The 18,325-nt window shown below is 71.3% G+C and carries 17 protein-coding genes and 1 riboswitch; of the genes, 10 read left to right on the top strand and 7 right to left on the bottom strand.

Annotated features, from left to right (window positions below; translation table 11 throughout):
- Positions 1 to 47 precede the first annotated feature (47 nt).
- From ACGFW6_RS14320 to ACGFW6_RS14340, 5 genes are all read left to right on the top strand, one after another.
- The gene (locus ACGFW6_RS14320) at positions 48 to 860 is read left to right on the top strand and encodes a c-type cytochrome (protein ID WP_393508144.1); all 813 of its coding nucleotides are present in this window, start codon (positions 48 to 50) and stop codon (positions 858 to 860) included.
- The gene (locus ACGFW6_RS14325; RefSeq protein ID WP_393508147.1) at positions 857 to 1,906 is read left to right on the top strand and encodes a Rieske 2Fe-2S domain-containing protein; all 1,050 of its coding nucleotides are present in this window, start codon (positions 857 to 859) and stop codon (positions 1,904 to 1,906) included. The genes ACGFW6_RS14320 and ACGFW6_RS14325 overlap by 4 nt, the downstream gene beginning before the upstream one ends.
- Positions 1,903 to 3,540, top strand: a complete 1,638-nt coding sequence (locus ACGFW6_RS14330) for a cytochrome bc complex cytochrome b subunit (protein WP_393508150.1) — start codon at positions 1,903 to 1,905, stop codon at positions 3,538 to 3,540. Before ACGFW6_RS14325 ends, ACGFW6_RS14330 begins: the two co-directional genes overlap by 4 nt.
- A 141-nt stretch (positions 3,541 to 3,681) precedes the next feature.
- Entirely contained in the window at positions 3,682 to 4,746 is a 1,065-nt protein-coding gene (trpD, locus tag ACGFW6_RS14335) for an anthranilate phosphoribosyltransferase (protein WP_393508154.1), read from the top strand.
- Positions 4,747 to 4,821: 75 nt separating this feature from the next.
- Positions 4,822 to 4,938: riboswitch (SAM riboswitch) on the top strand.
- 145 nt (positions 4,939 to 5,083) lie between these two features.
- Positions 5,084 to 6,466 (top strand): aminotransferase class V-fold PLP-dependent enzyme, encoded by a 1,383-nt coding sequence (locus ACGFW6_RS14340; protein WP_393508157.1) that lies wholly within the window; start codon positions 5,084 to 5,086, stop codon positions 6,464 to 6,466.
- Here ACGFW6_RS14340 and ACGFW6_RS14345 read toward each other — a convergent pair.
- The 7 genes from ACGFW6_RS14345 to ACGFW6_RS14375 all read right to left on the bottom strand — a co-directional run bounded on the left by ACGFW6_RS14345 (position 6,421) and on the right by ACGFW6_RS14375 (position 12,825).
- Positions 6,421 to 7,614, bottom strand: a complete 1,194-nt coding sequence (locus ACGFW6_RS14345; RefSeq protein ID WP_393508160.1) for a glycerate kinase — start codon at positions 7,612 to 7,614, stop codon at positions 6,421 to 6,423. The two genes, ACGFW6_RS14340 and ACGFW6_RS14345, sit on opposite strands and share 46 nt — an antisense overlap.
- Positions 7,615 to 7,734: 120 nt before the next feature.
- Positions 7,735 to 9,144 carry an SLC13 family permease gene (locus tag ACGFW6_RS14350; RefSeq protein ID WP_393508163.1) on the bottom strand — a complete coding sequence of 470 codons (1,410 nt, stop codon included), beginning with the start codon at positions 9,142 to 9,144 and terminating at the stop codon, positions 7,735 to 7,737.
- Between the two features lie 57 nt (positions 9,145 to 9,201).
- On the bottom strand, positions 9,202 to 9,864 hold the full coding sequence (locus ACGFW6_RS14355; protein ID WP_030963086.1) for a response regulator transcription factor: 663 nt from the start codon (positions 9,862 to 9,864) through the stop codon (positions 9,202 to 9,204).
- Complete coding sequence (locus ACGFW6_RS14360) at positions 9,861 to 11,225, bottom strand: ATP-binding protein (RefSeq protein ID WP_393508815.1); 1,365 nt, start codon at positions 11,223 to 11,225, stop codon at positions 9,861 to 9,863. Before ACGFW6_RS14360 ends, ACGFW6_RS14355 begins: the two co-directional genes overlap by 4 nt.
- Positions 11,226 to 11,410: 185 nt before the next feature.
- Entirely contained in the window at positions 11,411 to 11,704 is a 294-nt protein-coding gene (locus ACGFW6_RS14365; protein ID WP_393508167.1) for a small secreted hydrophilic protein, read from the bottom strand.
- Between the two features lie 81 nt (positions 11,705 to 11,785).
- Positions 11,786 to 12,067: an Lrp/AsnC family transcriptional regulator gene (locus ACGFW6_RS14370; protein WP_269642305.1), complete on the bottom strand. Its 282-nt coding sequence runs from the start codon at positions 12,065 to 12,067 to the stop codon at positions 11,786 to 11,788.
- Positions 12,064 to 12,825, bottom strand: a complete 762-nt coding sequence (locus ACGFW6_RS14375) for a rhomboid family intramembrane serine protease (RefSeq protein WP_393508171.1) — start codon at positions 12,823 to 12,825, stop codon at positions 12,064 to 12,066. The genes ACGFW6_RS14370 and ACGFW6_RS14375 overlap by 4 nt, the downstream gene beginning before the upstream one ends.
- Positions 12,826 to 12,989: 164 nt before the next feature.
- On the opposite strand from ACGFW6_RS14375, the gene ACGFW6_RS14380 reads away from it, so the two are divergent.
- The 5 genes from ACGFW6_RS14380 to ACGFW6_RS14400 all read left to right on the top strand — a co-directional run bounded on the left by ACGFW6_RS14380 (position 12,990) and on the right by ACGFW6_RS14400 (position 18,325).
- Complete coding sequence (locus ACGFW6_RS14380; protein ID WP_030047674.1) at positions 12,990 to 13,229, top strand: hypothetical protein; 240 nt, start codon at positions 12,990 to 12,992, stop codon at positions 13,227 to 13,229.
- 37 nt (positions 13,230 to 13,266) lie between these two features.
- Entirely contained in the window at positions 13,267 to 14,610 is a 1,344-nt protein-coding gene (locus ACGFW6_RS14385) for an NYN domain-containing protein (protein WP_393508175.1), read from the top strand.
- A gap of 211 nt (positions 14,611 to 14,821) precedes the next feature.
- Complete coding sequence (locus tag ACGFW6_RS14390) at positions 14,822 to 15,856, top strand: NlpC/P60 family protein (protein WP_393508178.1); 1,035 nt, start codon at positions 14,822 to 14,824, stop codon at positions 15,854 to 15,856.
- A gap of 229 nt (positions 15,857 to 16,085) precedes the next feature.
- Positions 16,086 to 17,099: an NlpC/P60 family protein gene (locus ACGFW6_RS14395; RefSeq protein ID WP_393508181.1), complete on the top strand. Its 1,014-nt coding sequence runs from the start codon at positions 16,086 to 16,088 to the stop codon at positions 17,097 to 17,099.
- Positions 17,100 to 17,131: 32 nt separating this feature from the next.
- Complete coding sequence (locus ACGFW6_RS14400; RefSeq protein ID WP_393508183.1) at positions 17,132 to 18,325, top strand: hypothetical protein; 1,194 nt, start codon at positions 17,132 to 17,134, stop codon at positions 18,323 to 18,325.

Raw genomic sequence — 18,325 nt, forward strand, 5'->3', positions numbered from 1 at the left:
ACCTAACGCAAGCATCGACGCAGAAGATCCTGACACCGGGGTAATCCGTGAAAAAGCTCTCCGCACGACGACGCCATCCGCTGGCGGCGGTCGTCGTCCTACTCCTCGCGCTGGCGTGCACGGGGGGGCTGTACGCCGTGTTCGCTCCCGCGGACAAGGCGCAGGCCGAGGAAACCGCCCAGTCCCTCACCATCGAGGAGGGCAAGAAGCTCTACACCGTCGGCTGCGCCAGCTGCCACGGAACCAACGGTGAGGGCACCTCCGACGGTCCGAGCCTGGTGGGCGTCGGCGCTGCCGCCGTCGACTTCCAGGTGTCGACGGGCCGTATGCCGGCCGCCACCTCCCAGGGCGCCCAGGTCCCGGCGAAGAAGAACATCTACTCGCAGGCCGAGATCGACCAGCTCGCCGCGTACATCGCCTCCCTGGGCGCGGGTCCGACCGTCCCCACCGAGGAGCAGTACGGCCCGGAGGGAGCGGACATCGCCAAGGGCGGTGAGCTCTTCCGGAACAACTGCGCCCAGTGCCACAACTTCACCGGCAAGGGCGGCGCGCTGACGAAGGGCAAGTACGCCCCGAGCCTCGAGGGTGTGGACCCCAAGCACATCTACGAGGCCATGCAGACCGGCCCGCAGAACATGCCGTCCTTCCCCGACACCACGCTGTCGGAGCAGAACAAGAAGGACATCATCGCGTACCTGCACGCGGTCAACAGCGACGAGACGGTCAACCCGGGTGGTCTGGAGCTGGGCGGCCTCGGGCCGGTCAGTGAGGGCCTCTTCTCCTGGATCTTCGGTCTCGGCGCCCTGATCGCGGTCGCCATCTGGGTCGCCGCTCGGACCGCAAAGGCCAAGAAGTCATGAGTAGCCAAGACATTCCAGAAGAGAACCTGCCCGCTGAGCAGGACGCCACCGTCGCGGTAGCGGACGAGAAGGATCCCTTCGCGGACCCCGGACTGCCGCCCCACGAGCACCGGATCCAGGACATCGACGAGCGGGCCGCCAAGCGGTCCGAGCGCACGGTCGCCCTGCTGTTCACGGTGTCGATGCTCGCCACCGTGGGCTTCATCGCCTCGTACGTGGCGATCCCGCACGACAAGTCGATCTTCGTCTTCCCGATCGGTCACCTCAACGCGCTGAACTTCGCGCTGGGTCTGACCCTCGGTGCGGCGCTGTTCTGCATCGGCGCGGGCGCGGTCCACTGGGCCCGCACCCTGATGTCGGACGAGGAGGTCGCGGACGAGCGGCACCCGATCGCCGCGGAGCCCGAGGTCAAGGCCAAGGTCATGGCCGACTTCAAGCAGGGCGCCAAGGAGTCGGCGCTCGGTCGGCGCAAGCTGATCCGCAACACGATGTTCGGTGCGCTGGCCCTGTTCCCGCTCTCCGGTGTCGTCCTGCTGCGTGACCTCGGCCCGCTGCCCGGGACCAAGCTGCGCCACACCCTGTGGTCCAAGGGCAAGCTGCTCGTCAACATGAACACCAACGAGCCGCTGCGTCCCGCGGACGTCGCGGTCGGCTCCCTCACCTTCGCCAAGCCGGAGGGCCTCGAGGAGCACGACCACGACTTCCAGAACGAGATCGCCAAGGCGGCCCTGATGATCATCCGGCTCCAGCCGGACGACATCAAGGACAAGCAGGAACTCGACTGGTCGTACCAGGGCATCGTCGCGTACTCGAAGATCTGCACCCACGTGGGCTGCCCGATCTCCCTGTACGAGCAGCAGACGCACCACGCGCTCTGCCCCTGCCACCAGTCCACCTTCGACCTCTCCGACGGCGCCAAGGTCATCTTCGGCCCGGCCGGTCACCCCCTGCCGCAGCTGCGCATCGGTGTGAACGACGAGGGCTACCTCGAGGCGCTCGGCGACTTCACGGAGCCCGTCGGTCCTGCATTCTGGGAGCGCGGATGAGCACTACAGAGACCACCGAGTCCCGCTCTCGCGGGAAGGCACCGGCCGGCGAGCGCGTCGCCGACTGGGCCGACGGCCGCCTGGGGATCTACTCCCTGGCCAAGGCCAACATGCGCAAGATCTTCCCCGACCACTGGTCGTTCATGTTGGGTGAGGTCTGCCTCTACAGCTTCATCATCATCATCCTCACGGGTGTGTACCTGACGCTGTTCTTCCACCCGTCGATGAACGAGGTGGAGTACCACGGCTCGTACGTCCCGCTGCAGGGACAGCTCATGTCGGAGGCGTTCAGCTCCACGCTGCACATCTCCTTCGACGTGCGCGGTGGTCTGCTCATCCGGCAGATCCACCACTGGGCCGCGCTGATCTTCCTCGCCGGCATGTTCGTGCACATGATGCGCGTGTTCTTCACGGGCGCGTTCCGCAAGCCGCGTGAGATCAACTGGCTGTTCGGTTTCCTGCTGTTCGTCCTGGGCATGTTCACCGGTTTCACCGGCTACTCGCTCCCGGACGACCTGCTCTCCGGCACCGGTGTCCGCTTCACCGAGGGCGCGATCCTGTCCATGCCGATCGTCGGCACGTACATCTCGTTCTTCCTCTTCGGCGGAGAGTTCCCGGGCGTCGACTTCGTCGCCCGCTTCTACTCGATCCACATCCTGCTGCTGCCGGGCATCATGCTCGGTCTGGTGGTCGGCCACCTGATCCTGGTCTTCTACCACAAGCACACGCAGTTCGCGGGCCCCGGAAAGACCAACAAGAACGTCGTCGGCATGCCGCTGCTGCCGGTCTACATGGCCAAGGCCGGAGGCTTCTTCTTCCTGGTCTTCGGTGTCATCGCGGTGATCGCGGCGATCGCGCAGATCAACCCGGTCTGGGCCATCGGCCCCTACCGGCCGGACATGGTCTCCACGGGCGCCCAGCCCGACTGGTACATGGGCTTCGCCGAGGGTCTGGTCCGGTACATGCCGGGCTGGGAGGTCAACTTCTGGGGTCACACGCTGGTCCTCGGCGTGTTCATCCCGCTGGTGCTCTTCGGTCTGGTCCTGGCGGCGATCGCGCTGTACCCGTTCATCGAGTCCTGGGTGACCGGCGACAAGCGCGAGCACCACATCCTGGACCGCCCGCGCAACGCCCCGACGCGTACCGCGTTCGGCGTCGCCTGGGTCACGGTGTACATGATCGGCCTGGTCGGCGGTGGCAACGACCTGTGGGCCACCCACTTCCACCTGTCGATCAACGCGGTCACCTGGTTCGTCCGGATCAGCTTCTTCGCCGGACCGGTCCTCGCGTTCATCGTCACCAAGCGCATCTGCCTCGGCCTCCAGCGCCGGGACAAGGACAAGGTGCTGCACGGCCGGGAGTCGGGCATCATCAAGCGCCTGCCGCACGGTGAGTTCATCGAGGTCCACGAGCCGCTCAGCCAGGACGCGCTGTACACGCTCACCGCGCACGAGCAGTACAAGCCGGCCGAGATCGGCCCGACCGTCGACGAGAACGGCGTCGAGCGCAAGGTGAAGGGCTCCAAGAAGCTCCGCGCCAAGCTCAGCCGCTCCTACTACGGCGAGGACGGCCAGATCCCCAAGCCGACGGTCGAGGAGTACAAGGAGATCACGAGCGGCCACGGCCACCACTGATCGCTGCGCACGCCACGCCACGGCAGAAGGGCCCCGTCCGGTCTTCGGACGGGGCCCTTCTCCGTGTCCCGGGGCTGGATAGGGTGGACCTCGTTGAGACTGACGTCCCGTAGTGCGGGACACCTGATCCTGGAGCGGCTTATGAGCGCTGTGACCCCCGCTGGAGGCGACACCGCGGCGGGCCGCTCCTGGCCCCTGCTGCTGAACGGCCTGCTGGACGGCCGCAACCTCTCCGCCGACGACACCGCGTGGGCGATGGACCTGATCATGCGCGGCGAGGCGACGGACGCGCAGATCGCCGGTTTCGTGGTGGCGCTGCGGGCCAAGGGCGAGACGGTGCAGGAGATCACCGGCCTCGTCCGCACGATGTACGAGCACGCGAACGTGATCGAGGTGCCGGGGCCGACCGTCGACATCGTCGGCACGGGCGGCGACGGCGCGAAGACCGTCAACATCTCCACGATGTCGGCGATCGTCATCGCCGGCACCGGCGCGAAGGTCGTCAAGCACGGCAACCGGGCGGCGTCGTCGGCGTCCGGCGCCTCGGACGTGCTGGAGAAGCTCGGCGTCAATCTGGAGCTGCCCGTGAACCGGGTGGCACAGGTCGCCGAGCAGGCCGGGATCACCTTCTGCTTCGCGGTGAAGTTCCACCCGTCGCTGCGCCACGTGGCCGCGGCACGCGGGCAGTTGGGCATCCGGACGACCTTCAACGTGCTCGGTCCGCTGACCAACCCGGCCAAGGTGCGGGCCCAGGCGGTCGGCGTCGCCGACCCGCGCATGGCGCCGATCGTCGCGGGCGTCTTCGCCGAGCGCGGCAACTCCTCCCTGGTGTTCCGCGGCGACGACGGGCTCGACGAGCTGACGACCACCGCCACCTCGCGGGTGTGGGTCGTGCGCGACGGCAAGGTGACCGAGGAGGCCTTCGACCCGCGCGACGTCGGCATCGAGCTGGTGCCCGTGGAGGCCCTGCGCGGCGCCGACGCGTCCTACAACGCCGAGGTCGCCCGGCGCCTGCTGGACGGCGAGACGGGCCCCGTGCGCGACGCCGTCCTGCTGAACGCGGCGGCGGCGCTGGTGGCGCTGGAGCCCGGCGACGGGCCGCTGACGGAGCAGATCCGGGCCGGCATGGCGAAGGCGGCGGAGTCGATCGACTCGGGCTCCGCGAAGCGGACGCTGGAGCGGTGGGTCGCCGCGAGCAACGCCTAGCGGGCACCTGATGTCGTCCCGCGATCCGGACACGGGTTGCGGGGCGACGATCATTTCACGTACGTTCCTGTACCAGGTCATGAGTGACAGTCATGAGGCCCCGGCCGACTGTCCGGCAACCCTCCGTCCGTGGCGGGGTGCCCCGGGTGAAGACCAGGCCGTAGGCAGCGAGGTCTACGGCAAGCGCGGGCCCCTCTCGAAACCAGGGGTCCTGGTCGTTCGAGGGAGTCTTCCGTGAGCAAGCGAATGCGATAGGGCCGCCGAGCCCCGCCTCCGCGCACCTTCTTTCTCTTTCTCCGCATGCCCCGACCGGTATGCCTCTCACGGGAGTTCCGCCATGTCCGTCTCCACCGCTGCCTCCGTCCAGACCATTTGTGCCCCCCTGCCCGTTCTGGGCCGTGATGTCACCGTCCCGCTGGTGACCGGCGGCGAGGTCACCTACGCCGCGCTCGACTACGCCGCCAGCGCCCCCGCCCTCCAGCGCGTGTGGGACGACGTGGCCGCCTACGCGCCGTACTACGGCAGCGTCCACCGCGGTGCCGGCTACCTCTCCCAGCTCTCCACCGACCTGTTCGAGAACGCCCGCCGGACGGTCGCCGAGTTCCTCGACTGCCGGGACGGCGACCAGGTCGTCTTCACCCGGTCCACCACCGACTCGCTGAACCTCCTCGCCGCCGCCCTCCCGGCCGACTGCCAGGTCTTCGTCTTCGAGACCGAGCACCACGCCTCCCTGCTGCCCTGGCGTGACGCCCGGGTCACCTGCCTCGACGCCCCGCGCACCCACCGCGAGGCCGTCGAGACCCTGGAGCGTGCCCTCGCCGACCGCACTGTGTCGGTTGAAGGGGGCCACGGCCCGGCCCTGGTCTGCGTCACCGGCGCCTCGAACGTCACCGGCGAGCTGTGGCCGGTGCGGGAGCTGGCCGCGGCCGCGCACGCGCACGGCGCCCGGATCGTCCTGGACGCCGCCCAGCTGGCCCCGCACCACGCGGTCAGCGTCCGTGACCTGGACGTCGACTGGGTCGCCTTCTCCGGCCACAAGCTGTACGCCCCGTTCGGCTCCGGTGTGCTCGCCGGCCGTGCCGACTGGCTGCGCGCGGCGGAGCCGTACCTCGCGGGCGGCGGCGCCAGCCGCAAGGTGTCCCGGCGTGCCGACGGCGGCGTCGACGTCGAGTGGCACGACAGCGCCGCCCGGCACGAGGCGGGCTCCCCGAACGTCATCGGCGCCTACTCCATCGCCTCCGCCTGCAAGGCCCTCACCGACGCCGGTTTCGACGACCTGGTCGCCCGTGAGCGGTACCTGATCGAGAAGGTGCGGACCGGCCTCGCCGAGGTGCCCGAGGTCCGGATCCTCTCCCTCTTCGGCGACGACGCCCCGCGCGTCGGTGTGATCTCCTTCGTCGTCGCGGGCTGGAACAGCTCCCACTTCGCCGCCGCCCTCTCCGCCGAGTACGGCATCGGGGTACGGGACGGCCTGTTCTGCGCCCACCCGCTGGTCCGCACCCTGCTCGGCAGCGACCCGCAGTCCCAGGGCGAGTGCGGTGCCCCCGAGGCGGCTCCCGGCGAGAAGTCCCTCAACGCCATCCGCGTCAGCTTCGGTGCCGGGACGCCGGACGAGCACGTCGAGCGGTTCGTGAACGCCGTCAAGGAGCTCGTGACGGACGGTGCGAAGTGGAACTACCGCACCGAGGACGGTCGTTGCGTGCCGGACACCTCCGCGTGAGCCGGTAGCCGGGCGCCCAGCAGGATCATCCGCAGGGCGCGTTCGGTGGCGTCCGTGAGGAGTTCGGAGGCCCGCACCAGGGCCTCCGCCAGGGCCATCGGCGCGGGCAGGATGCCGCTGAACGCGTCGACGCCGGGCACGTCGTGGGCGCCCTCGCCCAGCGTGCCCGCCAGCGCGAGCACCGGGCGGCCGTACAGCTTGGCCCGGCGGGCCACCTCGGCCGGGACCTTGCCGTGGGGCGTCTGGCGGTCCAGGGCGCCCTCGGCGGTGACGACCAGGTCGGCGCGGGCCAGGCGGGCGTCCAGATCGAGGTGGTCGAGGAGCACGTCGAAGCGGGGGAGCAGGCGGGCGCCCAGCGCGGCGAGGCCGGCGCCCAGACCGCCGGATGCCCCGGTGCCGGGACCGCCGTACAGGTCCGTCCCCACCACCCCCAGATCACGGGTGAGGACGCGCGCCCAGTTCTCCAGCCCCGCCGACAGGTCCTCCACCTGCGCGGGCGTCGCGCCTTTCTGCGGTCCGAAGACACGGGCCACACCGCGCTCGCCGCACAGCACGTTGTACGGATTGCAGGCGACGACCAGCTCCACGCCCCGCAGCCGCGGATCCAGCCCGGACGGGTCGATCCGGGCGAGCCGCGTCAACTCCCGCCCTCCGTACGGCAGTTCGAAGCCGTCGGCGTCCAGCAGCCGGGCGCCGAGGGCCTGGAGCGCGCCGGCGCCCCCGTCGGAGGTCCCGGAGTCGCCGCACCCGACCAGGATCCGCCGTACGCCGGTGTCGAGCGCGGCACGGATCAGCTCGCCGACGCCGTACGTCGTCGTGGCACCCGGATCGCGCCGGGCCCGGGGGACGAGGGACAGCCCGGCCACCGCGGCCATCTCCACCACCGCCGTGTCCCGGGAGCCGAGCAGCGCGAAGTGAGTGCCGAGGCGTTCGCCCACGGGCCCCGTGGCGGGCAGGGCGACGAGCCGCCCGCCGGTCGCGGCGGCCAGGGCGGTGGCGGTCCCCTCACCACCGTCCACCAGCGGAATCAGATCGAGCACGGCCTCCGGCAGCACCCGCCGCACCCCACCCGCGATGGCATCGGCGGCGGCCTGCGCGGACAACGACTCCTTGAACCCACTGGGGGCTACGACTACTCGGGTCAGCATCGGAGGTCTCCTAGGCAGATCGAATGTAGGCGCGGCACTGAGGCAACGCCCCGAGGGGCGCGGGGAACTGCGCGACCAGCCACAACGGCGCCGCAGACGGCCGACGGCCTGACGCGGCACTCACAGTGGAACGCCCAGCAGCGGCCACACCGCCACGGCGAACAGCAGAACGAGGGCAGCCGTCAGCGGCGCCAGCACGGCGGACAGCCGCAACAGGTCCCGCGGGGTGTACGTCGGCGTCCCGGGAAGGTCGGAGAAGAGCGTGACCGGCTTGGCGGAGGCCGGGAGGGTGTGGCAGAACCCGGCCGCCGCGGTGGACGCGAGCGCCGCCGCGACCGGATTCACCCCGGCCCCCACCGCCGCCGCGACCACCAACGGCACCAGCACCGAGGACCGGGCCGACCGGGACTGCAGGACCAGATGGGCCGCCGTACTGATCACCACCACGACGACCAGGAACAGCAGCGGGCTGACGCCCGACGGAAGCCCGCCGACCAGCCACTCCGCCGCCCCGGAGTCGGCGAGCGCCACGCCCATCGCCATCGTCGCCGCCATGAACAGCAGCAGCGCCCAGGGAACCGTCTTCAGCGCGTCCTTCAGATGCACGGTCCCCAGGGCCGGCGAGGCCGCCACCACCGCGCCGATCAGCGCCACGACCGCGGGCGGCACCCGGTGCAGCGGCTCGCTGCACCACAGCAGCACCACCGTGCCGAGCAGCAGCGCGCACCGCTTCTCGGCCTGCGACCAGGGACCGGTGACCGGGTGGTCGCTGTGCTCCTGGATCTGCTCGGGCGTGATGCGCACGGAGCCCTTGCGGTCCGTGCGGCGGGTGGTGGTCAGGAGAACGGCCTCGGCGGCCAGGTGCGAGGAGGCCACGGCCAGCGGCAGCCCCAGCAGCAGCCATTCGGTGAAGCCGATCCGTTCACCCGTGGCCTGCCACAGCACCGACACGGTGATCAGATGCGCGCCCGCCCCGATCAGGGTCGCCACCGCCGACAGCAGGATCACGGTCGGGAACAGCAGCGCCAGCATCACGACCAGTCGCCGCCGGCCGGCCAGCGCCTTGGCGAGCGCGAGGAACACGGGCAGCGCGAGGGCCGCCCGCCCCGAGGTGGCCGGCACCGCGAACGCCGTGACGACCAGCGCGGCGGTCGTCAGATGCACCAGCTGCCGCACCGTGCGCGCCCCGCCGACCAGGAACGCCGCCGCCCGCCCCGCCAGCCCCGTCCGGGTCACCGCGGCCGCCAGCACGAAGGCGCAGATCAGCAGCCAGACCGTGGAGTCGCCGAGGGTGCCGAACAGCGTGTCGCTGCTGATCACCCCGGTCACCGTCAGCGCCAGCCCGGCGCCCAGCGCGATGTACGTGTCGTCGACCGGCGTCGCGATCCAGGCGCAGGTCGCCAGCGCGAACACGGCGAGGGTGAGGCGGGCGTCGGCGCCGAGACCCGCGAAGTTGCCGGGCACCGCCAGCAGCGCGCACAGCGAGAGCGCCCCGCACAGGGCCGCGAGCGAACGGAGGTTCAGGGTCACGTCATCGAGGGTTCACCCGAGCCGTGAGCCCTCGATGAGCGGTACATGAGGGGGAGTTCACGCGGGCAGCCGGTACCCCACGCCGCGGACGGTCTCGACCCGTTCGGCGCCGAGCTTCTTGCGCAGCGCCCGCACGTACACGTCCACGATGTTGGAGCCCGGGTCGAAGTCGTAGCCCCACACGTGCGACAGGATCTGCTCGCGGGACAGTACCTGCCCCGGATGCCTCAGGAACAGCTCCAGGAGCACGAACTCTCGGGCCGTCAGGTCGACCGTCCGCTCCCCGGACCGGGCCCGCCGGGTGCGCAGGTCCAGGGTGAGCGGGCCGGACCGCAGCACCGTCACCTCGGGCGCCCTGGCCGCCGTACGCAGGCGCAGCCGTACCCGGGCGAGCAGTTCCTCGAAGCGGAACGGCTTGGTCATCCAGTCGTCGGCGCCGCCCTCCAGACCGGCCACCGTGTCCCGTACGGAGTCCCGCGCGGTCAGCACGATCACCGGGACGGTCACCCGGGCCTCGCGCATCTCGCGCAGCACCGTGAACCCGTCCCGGCCGGGCAGGCCGATGTCCAGGACCACCAGGTCGAAGGCGCCCGTGACGGCGTACTCGTACGCCGCCTCGCCGTCGCCGACGACGGTCGTGGTGAAGCCGTTGGAGCGCAGGCCCTTCTCGACGAAGGAGGCGATGCGCTCCTCGTCCTCGACGATGAGGATCCGGTTCACGTGTGTCCCTCTCCCAGTGCCAGTACGAAGGTGGCGCCGCCGCCCTCCGTGACGCGCAGCCCCACCCGGCCGCCGTGCGCCTCGGCGATGGCCCGGACGATCGACAGCCCGAGCCCGGCCCCGGAGCCCCGGGCGCCGCGCCGGGACGTGCCGCGCCGGAACCGTTCGAAGATCACGTGGGCGTCCTGTGGCTGCACCCCGCAGCCGGAGTCGGCGACGTAGAGCTCGACGCGCTGTCCGTCGGCCCGGGAGCCGATCCGCACGGACTGGCCGGGCGCGGTGTGCTGCACGGCGTTCTGGGCGAGCTGGACCATCGCCTGGGTGATCCGCTGGGCGTCCAGCTCGGCCTCCACGTCGGCCACCTCGGCCAGCTGCCAGTCCCGCTCGCCGAGGGTGCGGGCCTTGACGTAGACGTCGGCGGTGAGCTCGGCGAGCTGCACCGGCTCCGGAGTGACGAAGTCGGGGCGCTCGGCCTTGGCGAGCAGCAGCAGGTCCTCCACGATGCGGCTCATCCGGTCCAGTTCGTCGGTGACCAGCCGTATCGTCTCCTCGCGCTCGGCCGGATCGTCGCCCATCAGCTCCAGGTGGCCGCGCACGATGGTGATCGGCGTGCGCAGCTCGTGGCCCGCGTCGTCGACGAACTCGCGCTGGGCGGCGAAGGCGCGCTCCAGCCGGTCGAGCATCGCGTTGAAGGTCTCCGCGAGCGCGGCGATGTCGTCGCGCCCGTGCACCGGGATACGGCGGGTGAGGTCCTGCTCGGTGAGCTGCGCGGCCGCGGTGCGCACCAGCCGTACGGGCTTGAGGATGCGGCCCGCGACCGCCCAGCCGATGCCGGTGGTCAGCAGCAGGGCCACGCCGGAGATGGCGAGCAGGATACGGAACTCCGCGTTCACCGCCGCCTGTTGGCGCCCGGGGTGGAAGGCCACGACGAACGCGGCCTCCGTCTCCCCGCCGGCCCGCGCGACGGCGACCTTCGCCCAGCGGATCTCGCCGGAGGACCGCTCGACCGTGCCCGACGAGGCGGGGGAGTCGAAGATACGGCGGCGGGCGGCGGTGTCCTCGTGCAACGGCACGGCGACCGGGATCTCGCGCGGCTGGATGATCTGGGCCGGGGTGTCGCCCGCCCGGCCCACCAGGCCGATCAGCTCCTCGTCCGGGTCGGCGTACTGCCGTACCAGGAACTCGCGCAGCAGCCGGGACGGATCGGTGAACGGGCGGCCCGTCTCGGGATCGACGCCACGCTCCTCGAAGTTGGCGAACTCGCCGGCCTCCTGCGCGAGCAGGCCGTTCGCCCGGTGGTCGACGTCCCGCAGCAGGATCGAGCGCGTGGTCGTGGCCACGGACACCAGACCGACAGCCATCACGAGCAGCAGCCACAGCAGGATCCGGACCCGCGCGGAGATCCGCCGACGCACGGGGTCAGGGGGCGTCGCCACAGGAACATTCCTCACAGCAGCGCCCCTGGACGGGGCGCGGGGAACTGCGCGACCAGCCGCGACGAGCCCGCAGACGGCCGACCACCCGGCGCGGCCCCCCAGCAGAACGCTCAGCCGTCGTCGCCGCGGTCGTCGTCCGAGGCGTCGGAGGAGTCGGAGGCGTCGTCATCGTCGTCCCTCGCGGGGCTGTCGGTCACCGGTGGGCGGGAGACGACCTCGTCGCTCGGTGTCGGTGTCGGCGCGGGCCGGGTGGGCGTCGGCGTGGGGGAGCCGCTGTCCAGCTCCACCCTCGGCGGGACCTCGGGCGACTTCGGCTGGTCGGTGAGGGCGAAACTGGTCGCGGCGATGCCCAGCGGGATCGCCACCACGGCGGCGAGGGCCGCGATCCGGTGCGAGAAGGCCATACGGGCGATCCTGCCCACCGCTTCCGGCGTTCAGGATGAGCCCAGGATGAAGAACTCCTCATCCTGAGCGGCGCCCGGGTGTCAGCTGTCCAGGCCGATGGCGAACGCGGCCTCGATGTCGTGCTGGGAGTAGGTGCGGAAGGCCACGTGCGTGTCCGTGCCCTCGACACCGGGGATCTTGCTGATCCGGCCGGGGATGACCTCGGCGAGCTCCTCGTGCTCCTTCACCCGCACCATGGCGATCAGGTCGTAGGTGCCGGTGACGGAGAAGACCTCGGTCACGTTCTCCAGCGAAGCGATCCGCTCCGCGATCTCGGGGATCCGGTCCACGCTGGTCTTGATCAGGACGATCGCGGTGATCACGGCTGGTTCTCTCCCTCGGGGGCCGGAGCTGGGGCGGCTTTCACTCTAGTAGGCCGCCCGAACCGGGCCCACGCGTAGCCGAAGCCCAGCCCGAACCCCACCAGGTGCGCCAGGTACGCCACCCCGGGCCCCTGCGCCGCCCGCCCGGCCGCCACCCACTGCAGGGCCACCCAGAAGGGCAGCACGACCCAGGCCGGGAAGCGCAGCGGCAGGAAGAGCAGAAACGGCAGCAGGCTTGTCACCCGCGCTCCGGGGAAGAGGAACAGGAACGCGCCGAGGACGGCCGAGATCGCCCCCGACGCGCCGACCAGGGACTGGGCCGAGTCGTCGTTGGCGGCGGCGTAGCCCAGCAGGGCCAGATAGCCGCAGCCGAGATAGAACAGCGTGAACTGGACGCGGCCCATCCGTTCCTCGGTCATCGCGCCGAAGACGTAGAGGAAGAGCATGTTGCCGAGCAGGTGCACCCAGCTGCCGTGCACGAACAGGGCCGTCGCGGGAGTGAGGGCGGCCCGGGGCGCGCCCTCGAACAGTTCCGCGGGCACCACGCCCCAGCGGTGGAAATAGGCTCGCTGCGCCGCGACCAGCTCCTCGCCGGTGCCGTACGCCGGATTGAGTCCCGCCGCCGGGCTCAGCAGGAAGAGCAGGCAGCACAGGATGATCAGCCCGTATGTCACCGGCGCCGACGACCCGACGGCCGATCGACCCGCGGCCCTGCCGAACCGAGCCCGGAAATGCGCCACGCTCCAGTTGCCGATCATGAATACAGAGCATGACGTAACGGGACGCACTCGCACAGACCGCCTCGCCGCCGTGGACGGACGGGCGACGAGTACCCGCCAGGCCGTAGGGTTACGAGCCACACGCACCGGAGCCCGGCGCGTCGCCGACAATGGAAGTCCTACAGGAAAAGAGCGCAGTCACGATGACGGTTCCCCTGCCTACCGACACCACGCGGTGGCGCTGCACCCTCTGTGGCAATCTCACGCGCTTCGACGTGACGCGTTCGTCCAAGGTCGTGGAGTACATGCACCTCGATCTGGCCGGCGAGCCGAAGGTCGAGGAGCGCGAGGTGCTCAGTGAGACGATCGAGTCGGTGCGCTGCCGCTGGTGCAACGCGGTGGACAAGGTGGAACTGGTGGACAGGCCGGGCGCCGGCTCCTGACGGGAGCCGACCCCGCACACGCATTGGGGTGTGACGGATGGTGGAGACACAAGGCGGGGGGCCGGGCGACGGCGCCGCCGAGGTGCTCGACCGTCCGCTGCCCGACGGCGTACGGCGCAGGGTCGTACAGATCGTGTCCGACGGCTTCGGCGGGCTGACCGTCGGCGAACTGCCCGCGCAGCTTCGCCAGTACGCCAGATTCGCGCCGAACCGGCGGGCCAAGTTCGCCGGCAACGCGATGGCCGCCGCGCTGGAGACCGATCCGCTGTTCCGCCAGCGCATCGGCGAGAAACTCAGAGAGGCCCAGCCGGAGCTGACCGGCGCCCTCGACTCAGGCTCGGCGCCTCCGGCCGCGGACCCGCTCGACGTGGCGGCCGCGGCCTATGTTCTGCGGCCCACCGGCTGGGTCAAGCTGGTCACCGCGGCCGGCGAGGAGGCCCAGCGGGCCGATGCCGAGCGCGCCGACGAGGAGACCCGCGCCGAGCTGGAGCGGCTGCGTGAGGAGCTCGCCGACGCCCGGGAGCACACCCGGGACGAGGCCGAGCGGCTGCGCACCGAGCTGGACGCGGCCAAGAAGGAAGCCGAATCGCTTCACCGCAAGCTGCGCTCCGCCCTCAGCGACGTCAAGCGCGGCGAGGCCGCCCTGCGCAAGGTCCAGAGCGAGATCGAGTCCGTGCGCGCCGAGGGGCACACGCAGGTCTCCGCGGCGGAGAGCGAGACCCGTCGGCTCAAGGCGCGGCTCGGGGAGGCCGAGGCCGCCCTGGAGGCCACGCGCAGAGCGGCACGCGAGGGGCGCAGTGTCGAGGACATGCGCGTCCGGCTGCTTCTGGACACCCTGCTGGACGCCACCCAAGGGCTGCGCCGGGAACTGGCGTTGCCGCCGGTCTCCGTGCGCCCCGCCGAGACCGTCGACGCGGTCGAACCGGGACGAATGACCCCGAAGGACATCGCCGCCCGGGCGTTGTCCGAAAACGACCCGGCGATCCTGGACCAGCTTCTCGCCCTGCCGCAGGCCCACTTGGTGGTCGACGGCTACAACGTCACCAAGACGGGCTATCCCCAGATGCCGCTGGAGAAGCAGCGTCTGCGGCTGCTCGGCCAGCTCTCGCAGCTCGCCGCGCAGACCGGCGCCGAGGTGACCTGCGTCTTCGACGGGGCCGAACTGGCCGCGCCGGTGCTGCTCGCGCCGCCGCGCGGGGTGCGGGTGCTGTTCTCCAAGCCGGGCGTGACCGCCGACGAGCTGATCCGCCAGCTGGTGCGCGCCGAGCCGCCCGGGCGTCCGGTCATCGTCGCCTCCACCGACCGCGAGGTCGCCGACGGAGTGGCGCGCGCCGGCGCACGCCCGGTGGCTTCTGCGGTGCTTCTGAAGCGACTGTCCTGAATCGGTCAACGTACAGGGGCAATGCCCGAATTGGGTGGACCGTCGCGCAACGTAGTGTCAACCGCGCATCACACCATGTGAGTTGTGTGTAAAGAATGCAGTGTGTGACGAGATTTTTCCTGTGAGGATTTGATCTGATCACAGGAGGGTCACTAGGGTCTGGCCTCGAACCTCCGAGCGGGTGATCACTCACAAGAAGGGTTTCACCTCAGTGGCGTCCCACCGTCGACCGAAGCAGCCGAGCCGAGCGCGCGTGACCGTGCTCACCACCGCGGCGGCTGCAGCCGTGGCCATCAGTGCGCAGGCGGCCAACGCGGCCCCCAGCGAGAAGCCGAGCAAGGACGAGGTCAAGGCCAAGGTCGACAAGCTCTACGAGGAGGCCGAGCAGGCCACCGAGAAGTACAACGGCGCCAAGGAGAAGCAGGAGAAGCTCCAGAAGGAGATCTCCACCATCCAGGACAACGTGGCCCGCGGTCAGGAAGACCTGAACGAGCTGCGTGACTCCATGGGCCTCGCGGCCGCTGCCCAGTACCGCACCGGCAGCATCGACTCCTCCGTCCAGCTGTTCCTGTCGTCCGACCCGGACGACTACCTGGACAAGGCGTCCACGATGGACCAGCTCAGCGCTCAGCAGGTCGAGTCGCTGAAGAAGGTCCAGGAGAAGCAGCGCGAGCTCGCCCAGCAGCGCGCCGAGGCCTCCGAGAAGCTCAAGGACCTCGCCTCCACCCGCACCGAACTGGGCAAGAAGAAGAAGCAGGTTCAAGGCAAGCTCGCCGAGGCCCAGAAGCTGCTCAACTCCCTGACGGCCGCCGAGAAGGCCGCCCTCGCCGCCGAGGAGTCCCGCGCCAGCCGCTCCGCCGCCGACCGCGTCGACCTCGGCAACACCGGCGCCGCCTCCGGCCGCGCCATGGCCGCCTTCCAGGCCGCCCAGAGCGTCATCGGCTCGCCCTACGTCTACGGCGCCTCCGGCCCGTCCTCCTTCGACTGCTCGGGCCTGACCTCCTGGGCCTTCGCCCAGGCCGGCGTCTCCATCCCGCGCACCTCGCAGGCCCAGGCCACCGCCGGCACGCAGATCTACAGCCAGTCCCAGCTCAAGGTCGGCGACCTGGTCATCTTCTACGGCGACCAGCACCACGTCGGCTTCTACGCGGGCAACGGCCAGGTGCTGCACGCCCCGCGCACCGGCACGGTCGTGCGCTACGAGTCGATCAACAACATGCCGTTCCAGTTCGGCGTGCGCATCTGATCCCGGCTCGACGCCCGCAAGATCAACACGGAGTGCCGCCCGAACGAGCGAATTACGGCACCCCCGCCTGACCCCACGCCCCGCCGATGACCTGCGTCAGAGGCGGGGCGTCACTTTGCGTGCCCGCCACGGTCGTTGGTCGCCGCCCCCGCACGGAGCTACTGTCTGCCGCGTTTCCCCGACGCCGGGGAAACGGTCCTGTCCGCCAGCGGAAGGAGAGCGGCTTCCCGTGGGGTCCCATCGTCGCCTTGCATCGCCCGGGTTCGACCGTGGCGCCAACGCAGCGCTCTGCGTCATGTCTGCCGCCGCCGCGGCCCTCGGGGTCACACCGGCCACGGCCGCGCCACAGGACGACACCCGGGCCAAGGTGGACCGCCTCTACGAGGAGGCCGAGAAGGCCACCGAGGCGTACAACAAGGCCGACGAGCGCGCCGACGCGCTCCGCGAGCAGGTGCACCGGGCCCAGGACCGCATCGCCCGGCAGCAGGAGGACATCAACGCCAAGCGGGACGTGCTCGGTTCGCTGGCCGGCGCCCAGTACCGCTCCGGCGGCCTCGACCCCTCCCTCGCCCTGCTGCTCTCCGACGACCCCGAGGACTACCTCGACAAGGCCGCCGCGCTCGCCCGCATCAGCGCCCATCAGGCCGGCGAGCTCAAGGAGCTCCAGGGCGCCATGCGCGAGCTCGCGCAGGAACGCGCCGAGGCTGCCGGGAAGCTCGTCGAGCTGGAGAAGAGCCGCGTCGCGGTCGCCGGCCACAAGCGGACCGTCGAGCGCAAACTCGCCGAGGCCCGCAGGCTGCTCAACTCCATGACGGACAGCGCCCGCGCCGCCTACGACCGAGCATCGCGCTCCGGCCGGATGGACCTGCCCGACTTCGGCGGTGCCGTCCCGGCCTCCGGACGCGCCGCGGCCGCCGTCGCCGCCGCCCAGTCCGCCCTGGGCAGGCCGTACATCTGGGGTGCCAACGGGCCCTCCGGCTTCGACTGCTCGGGCCTGATCCAGTGGTCCTACGCCCAGGCCGGCGTCTCCCTGCCGCGCACCTCGCAGGGGCAGCGGTACGCCGGCCGGCAGGTCCCGCTCTCCGAGGCCCAGCCCGGCGACGTCGTCACCTACCGCTCCGACGCCAGCCACGTCGGGATGTACATGGGCAACGGCCAGGTGATCCACGCGCCCTACCCCGGCGCGCCCGTCCGCTACGACCCGGTGGGCATGATCCCCGGGGCGACGGTCACCAGGGTCTGACCTCCGCGCCTGAGCCGCCGTACGATCGGGAAGTGGCTGGTCGAAGGCGGGCGTCGGGAACGCGAGTCGTCGTCGCCGTCTGCCTCCTGCTGATCGGGCTGGTGGGCTGCGGCGGGCGGCCGGCGACCGACAGCGCCCGCGATGAGGTGCAGAGCCTCCTCGACCGGCGGGCGACCGCGGTCCGCGACCGGGACGAGACCGCCTTTCTGCGCACCGGTGCGCGGGGCTGGTTCGGCAATCTGCGCGCGGTGCCGCTGGCCGACTGGTCGTACCGCCTGACCGGGCTGCGCCGCACCGGCGACACCGCCGTCGCCGACGCCGAGCTGCGCTATCGCGTCGAGGGCTACGACCGCGCCCCCGTCCGGGCCGGCCGCACCCTGAACCTGGAGCGGGACGCCGAGGGCCACTGGTCCGTCGCGTCGGACCGGCCCGCCAAGGGGTCCGCCGAGCAGCTCTGGGACCAGGGCGAGGTCGTGGCCGTACGCGGGCATGACAGCCTCGTCCTGGGCGTCGGGCGGTCCGCCGACGAGCTGCGGTCCTACACGCGGCTCGCCGATCACGCGGTACCGGCCGTGGCGCAGGCGTGGGGCACGAACTGGACCCGGCACGTCGTCGTCCTCGTACCGGGGTCGCTGACCGACATGGCCGGGCTGCTCGGCTCGCCCGCGTCCTCCTACCGGGGGATCGCCGCGGTCACCACCGGCGAGACCGGCGCCCCGGCAGGCGCGCCCGCCGACCGGATCATCCTGAACCCCGACGCCTACGGCGTCCTCGGCGACACCGGCAAGCAGGTCGTCCTCACCCACGAGACCACGCACGTCGCCACCCGCAGCCACACCACCGCCGCCACCCCGCTGTGGCTCTCCGAGGGCTACGCCGACTGGGTCGGCTACCTCGGCAGCGGCCGCTCCCCGGCCCAGGCGGCCCCCGAGCTGCGGCGGGCGGTGACCGAGGGCCGGATGCCGCAGAGCCTCCCCACGGACGCGGACTTCGGGTTCGCCGGCGACGCGACCTCGCTGGCCCAGGCCTACGAGGGCGGCTGGATGGCCTGCCGCATGATCGCCGACCGCTGGGGCGAGGTCAGGCTCGCCGAGTTCTACCGCGCCGTGGGCGGCCACGAGCGGCGGGACGGGGCGGTCGAGGGCGCGCTGAAGGAGGTCCTCGGGACCACGCTGGAGGACTTCACGGCCCAGTGGGGGGAGTATCTGCGGGCACAGCTGGGGTGA

The organism is Streptomyces sp. Y7 (assembly GCF_043195415.1).
Classification (GTDB): Bacteria; Actinomycetota; Actinomycetes; order Streptomycetales; family Streptomycetaceae; genus Streptomyces.

Coding starts and splice junctions, on each gene's coding strand:
- trpD (WP_393508154.1), top strand. CDS start 3,682: ATGAGCGCTGTGACCCCCGCTGGAGGCGACACCGCGGCGGGCCGCTCC.
- ACGFW6_RS14360 (WP_393508815.1), bottom strand. CDS start 11,225: ATGGCTGTCGGTCTGGTGTCCGTGGCCACGACCACGCGCTCGATCCTG.
- ACGFW6_RS14365 (WP_393508167.1), bottom strand. CDS start 11,704: ATGGCCTTCTCGCACCGGATCGCGGCCCTCGCCGCCGTGGTGGCGATC.
- ACGFW6_RS14340 (WP_393508157.1), top strand. CDS start 5,084: ATGTCCGTCTCCACCGCTGCCTCCGTCCAGACCATTTGTGCCCCCCTG.
- ACGFW6_RS14375 (WP_393508171.1), bottom strand. CDS start 12,825: ATGATCGGCAACTGGAGCGTGGCGCATTTCCGGGCTCGGTTCGGCAGG.
- ACGFW6_RS14330 (WP_393508150.1), top strand. CDS start 1,903: ATGAGCACTACAGAGACCACCGAGTCCCGCTCTCGCGGGAAGGCACCG.
- ACGFW6_RS14385 (WP_393508175.1), top strand. CDS start 13,267: ATGGTGGAGACACAAGGCGGGGGGCCGGGCGACGGCGCCGCCGAGGTG.
- ACGFW6_RS14345 (WP_393508160.1), bottom strand. CDS start 7,614: ATGCTGACCCGAGTAGTCGTAGCCCCCAGTGGGTTCAAGGAGTCGTTG.
- ACGFW6_RS14325 (WP_393508147.1), top strand. CDS start 857: ATGAGTAGCCAAGACATTCCAGAAGAGAACCTGCCCGCTGAGCAGGAC.
- ACGFW6_RS14380 (WP_030047674.1), top strand. CDS start 12,990: ATGACGGTTCCCCTGCCTACCGACACCACGCGGTGGCGCTGCACCCTC.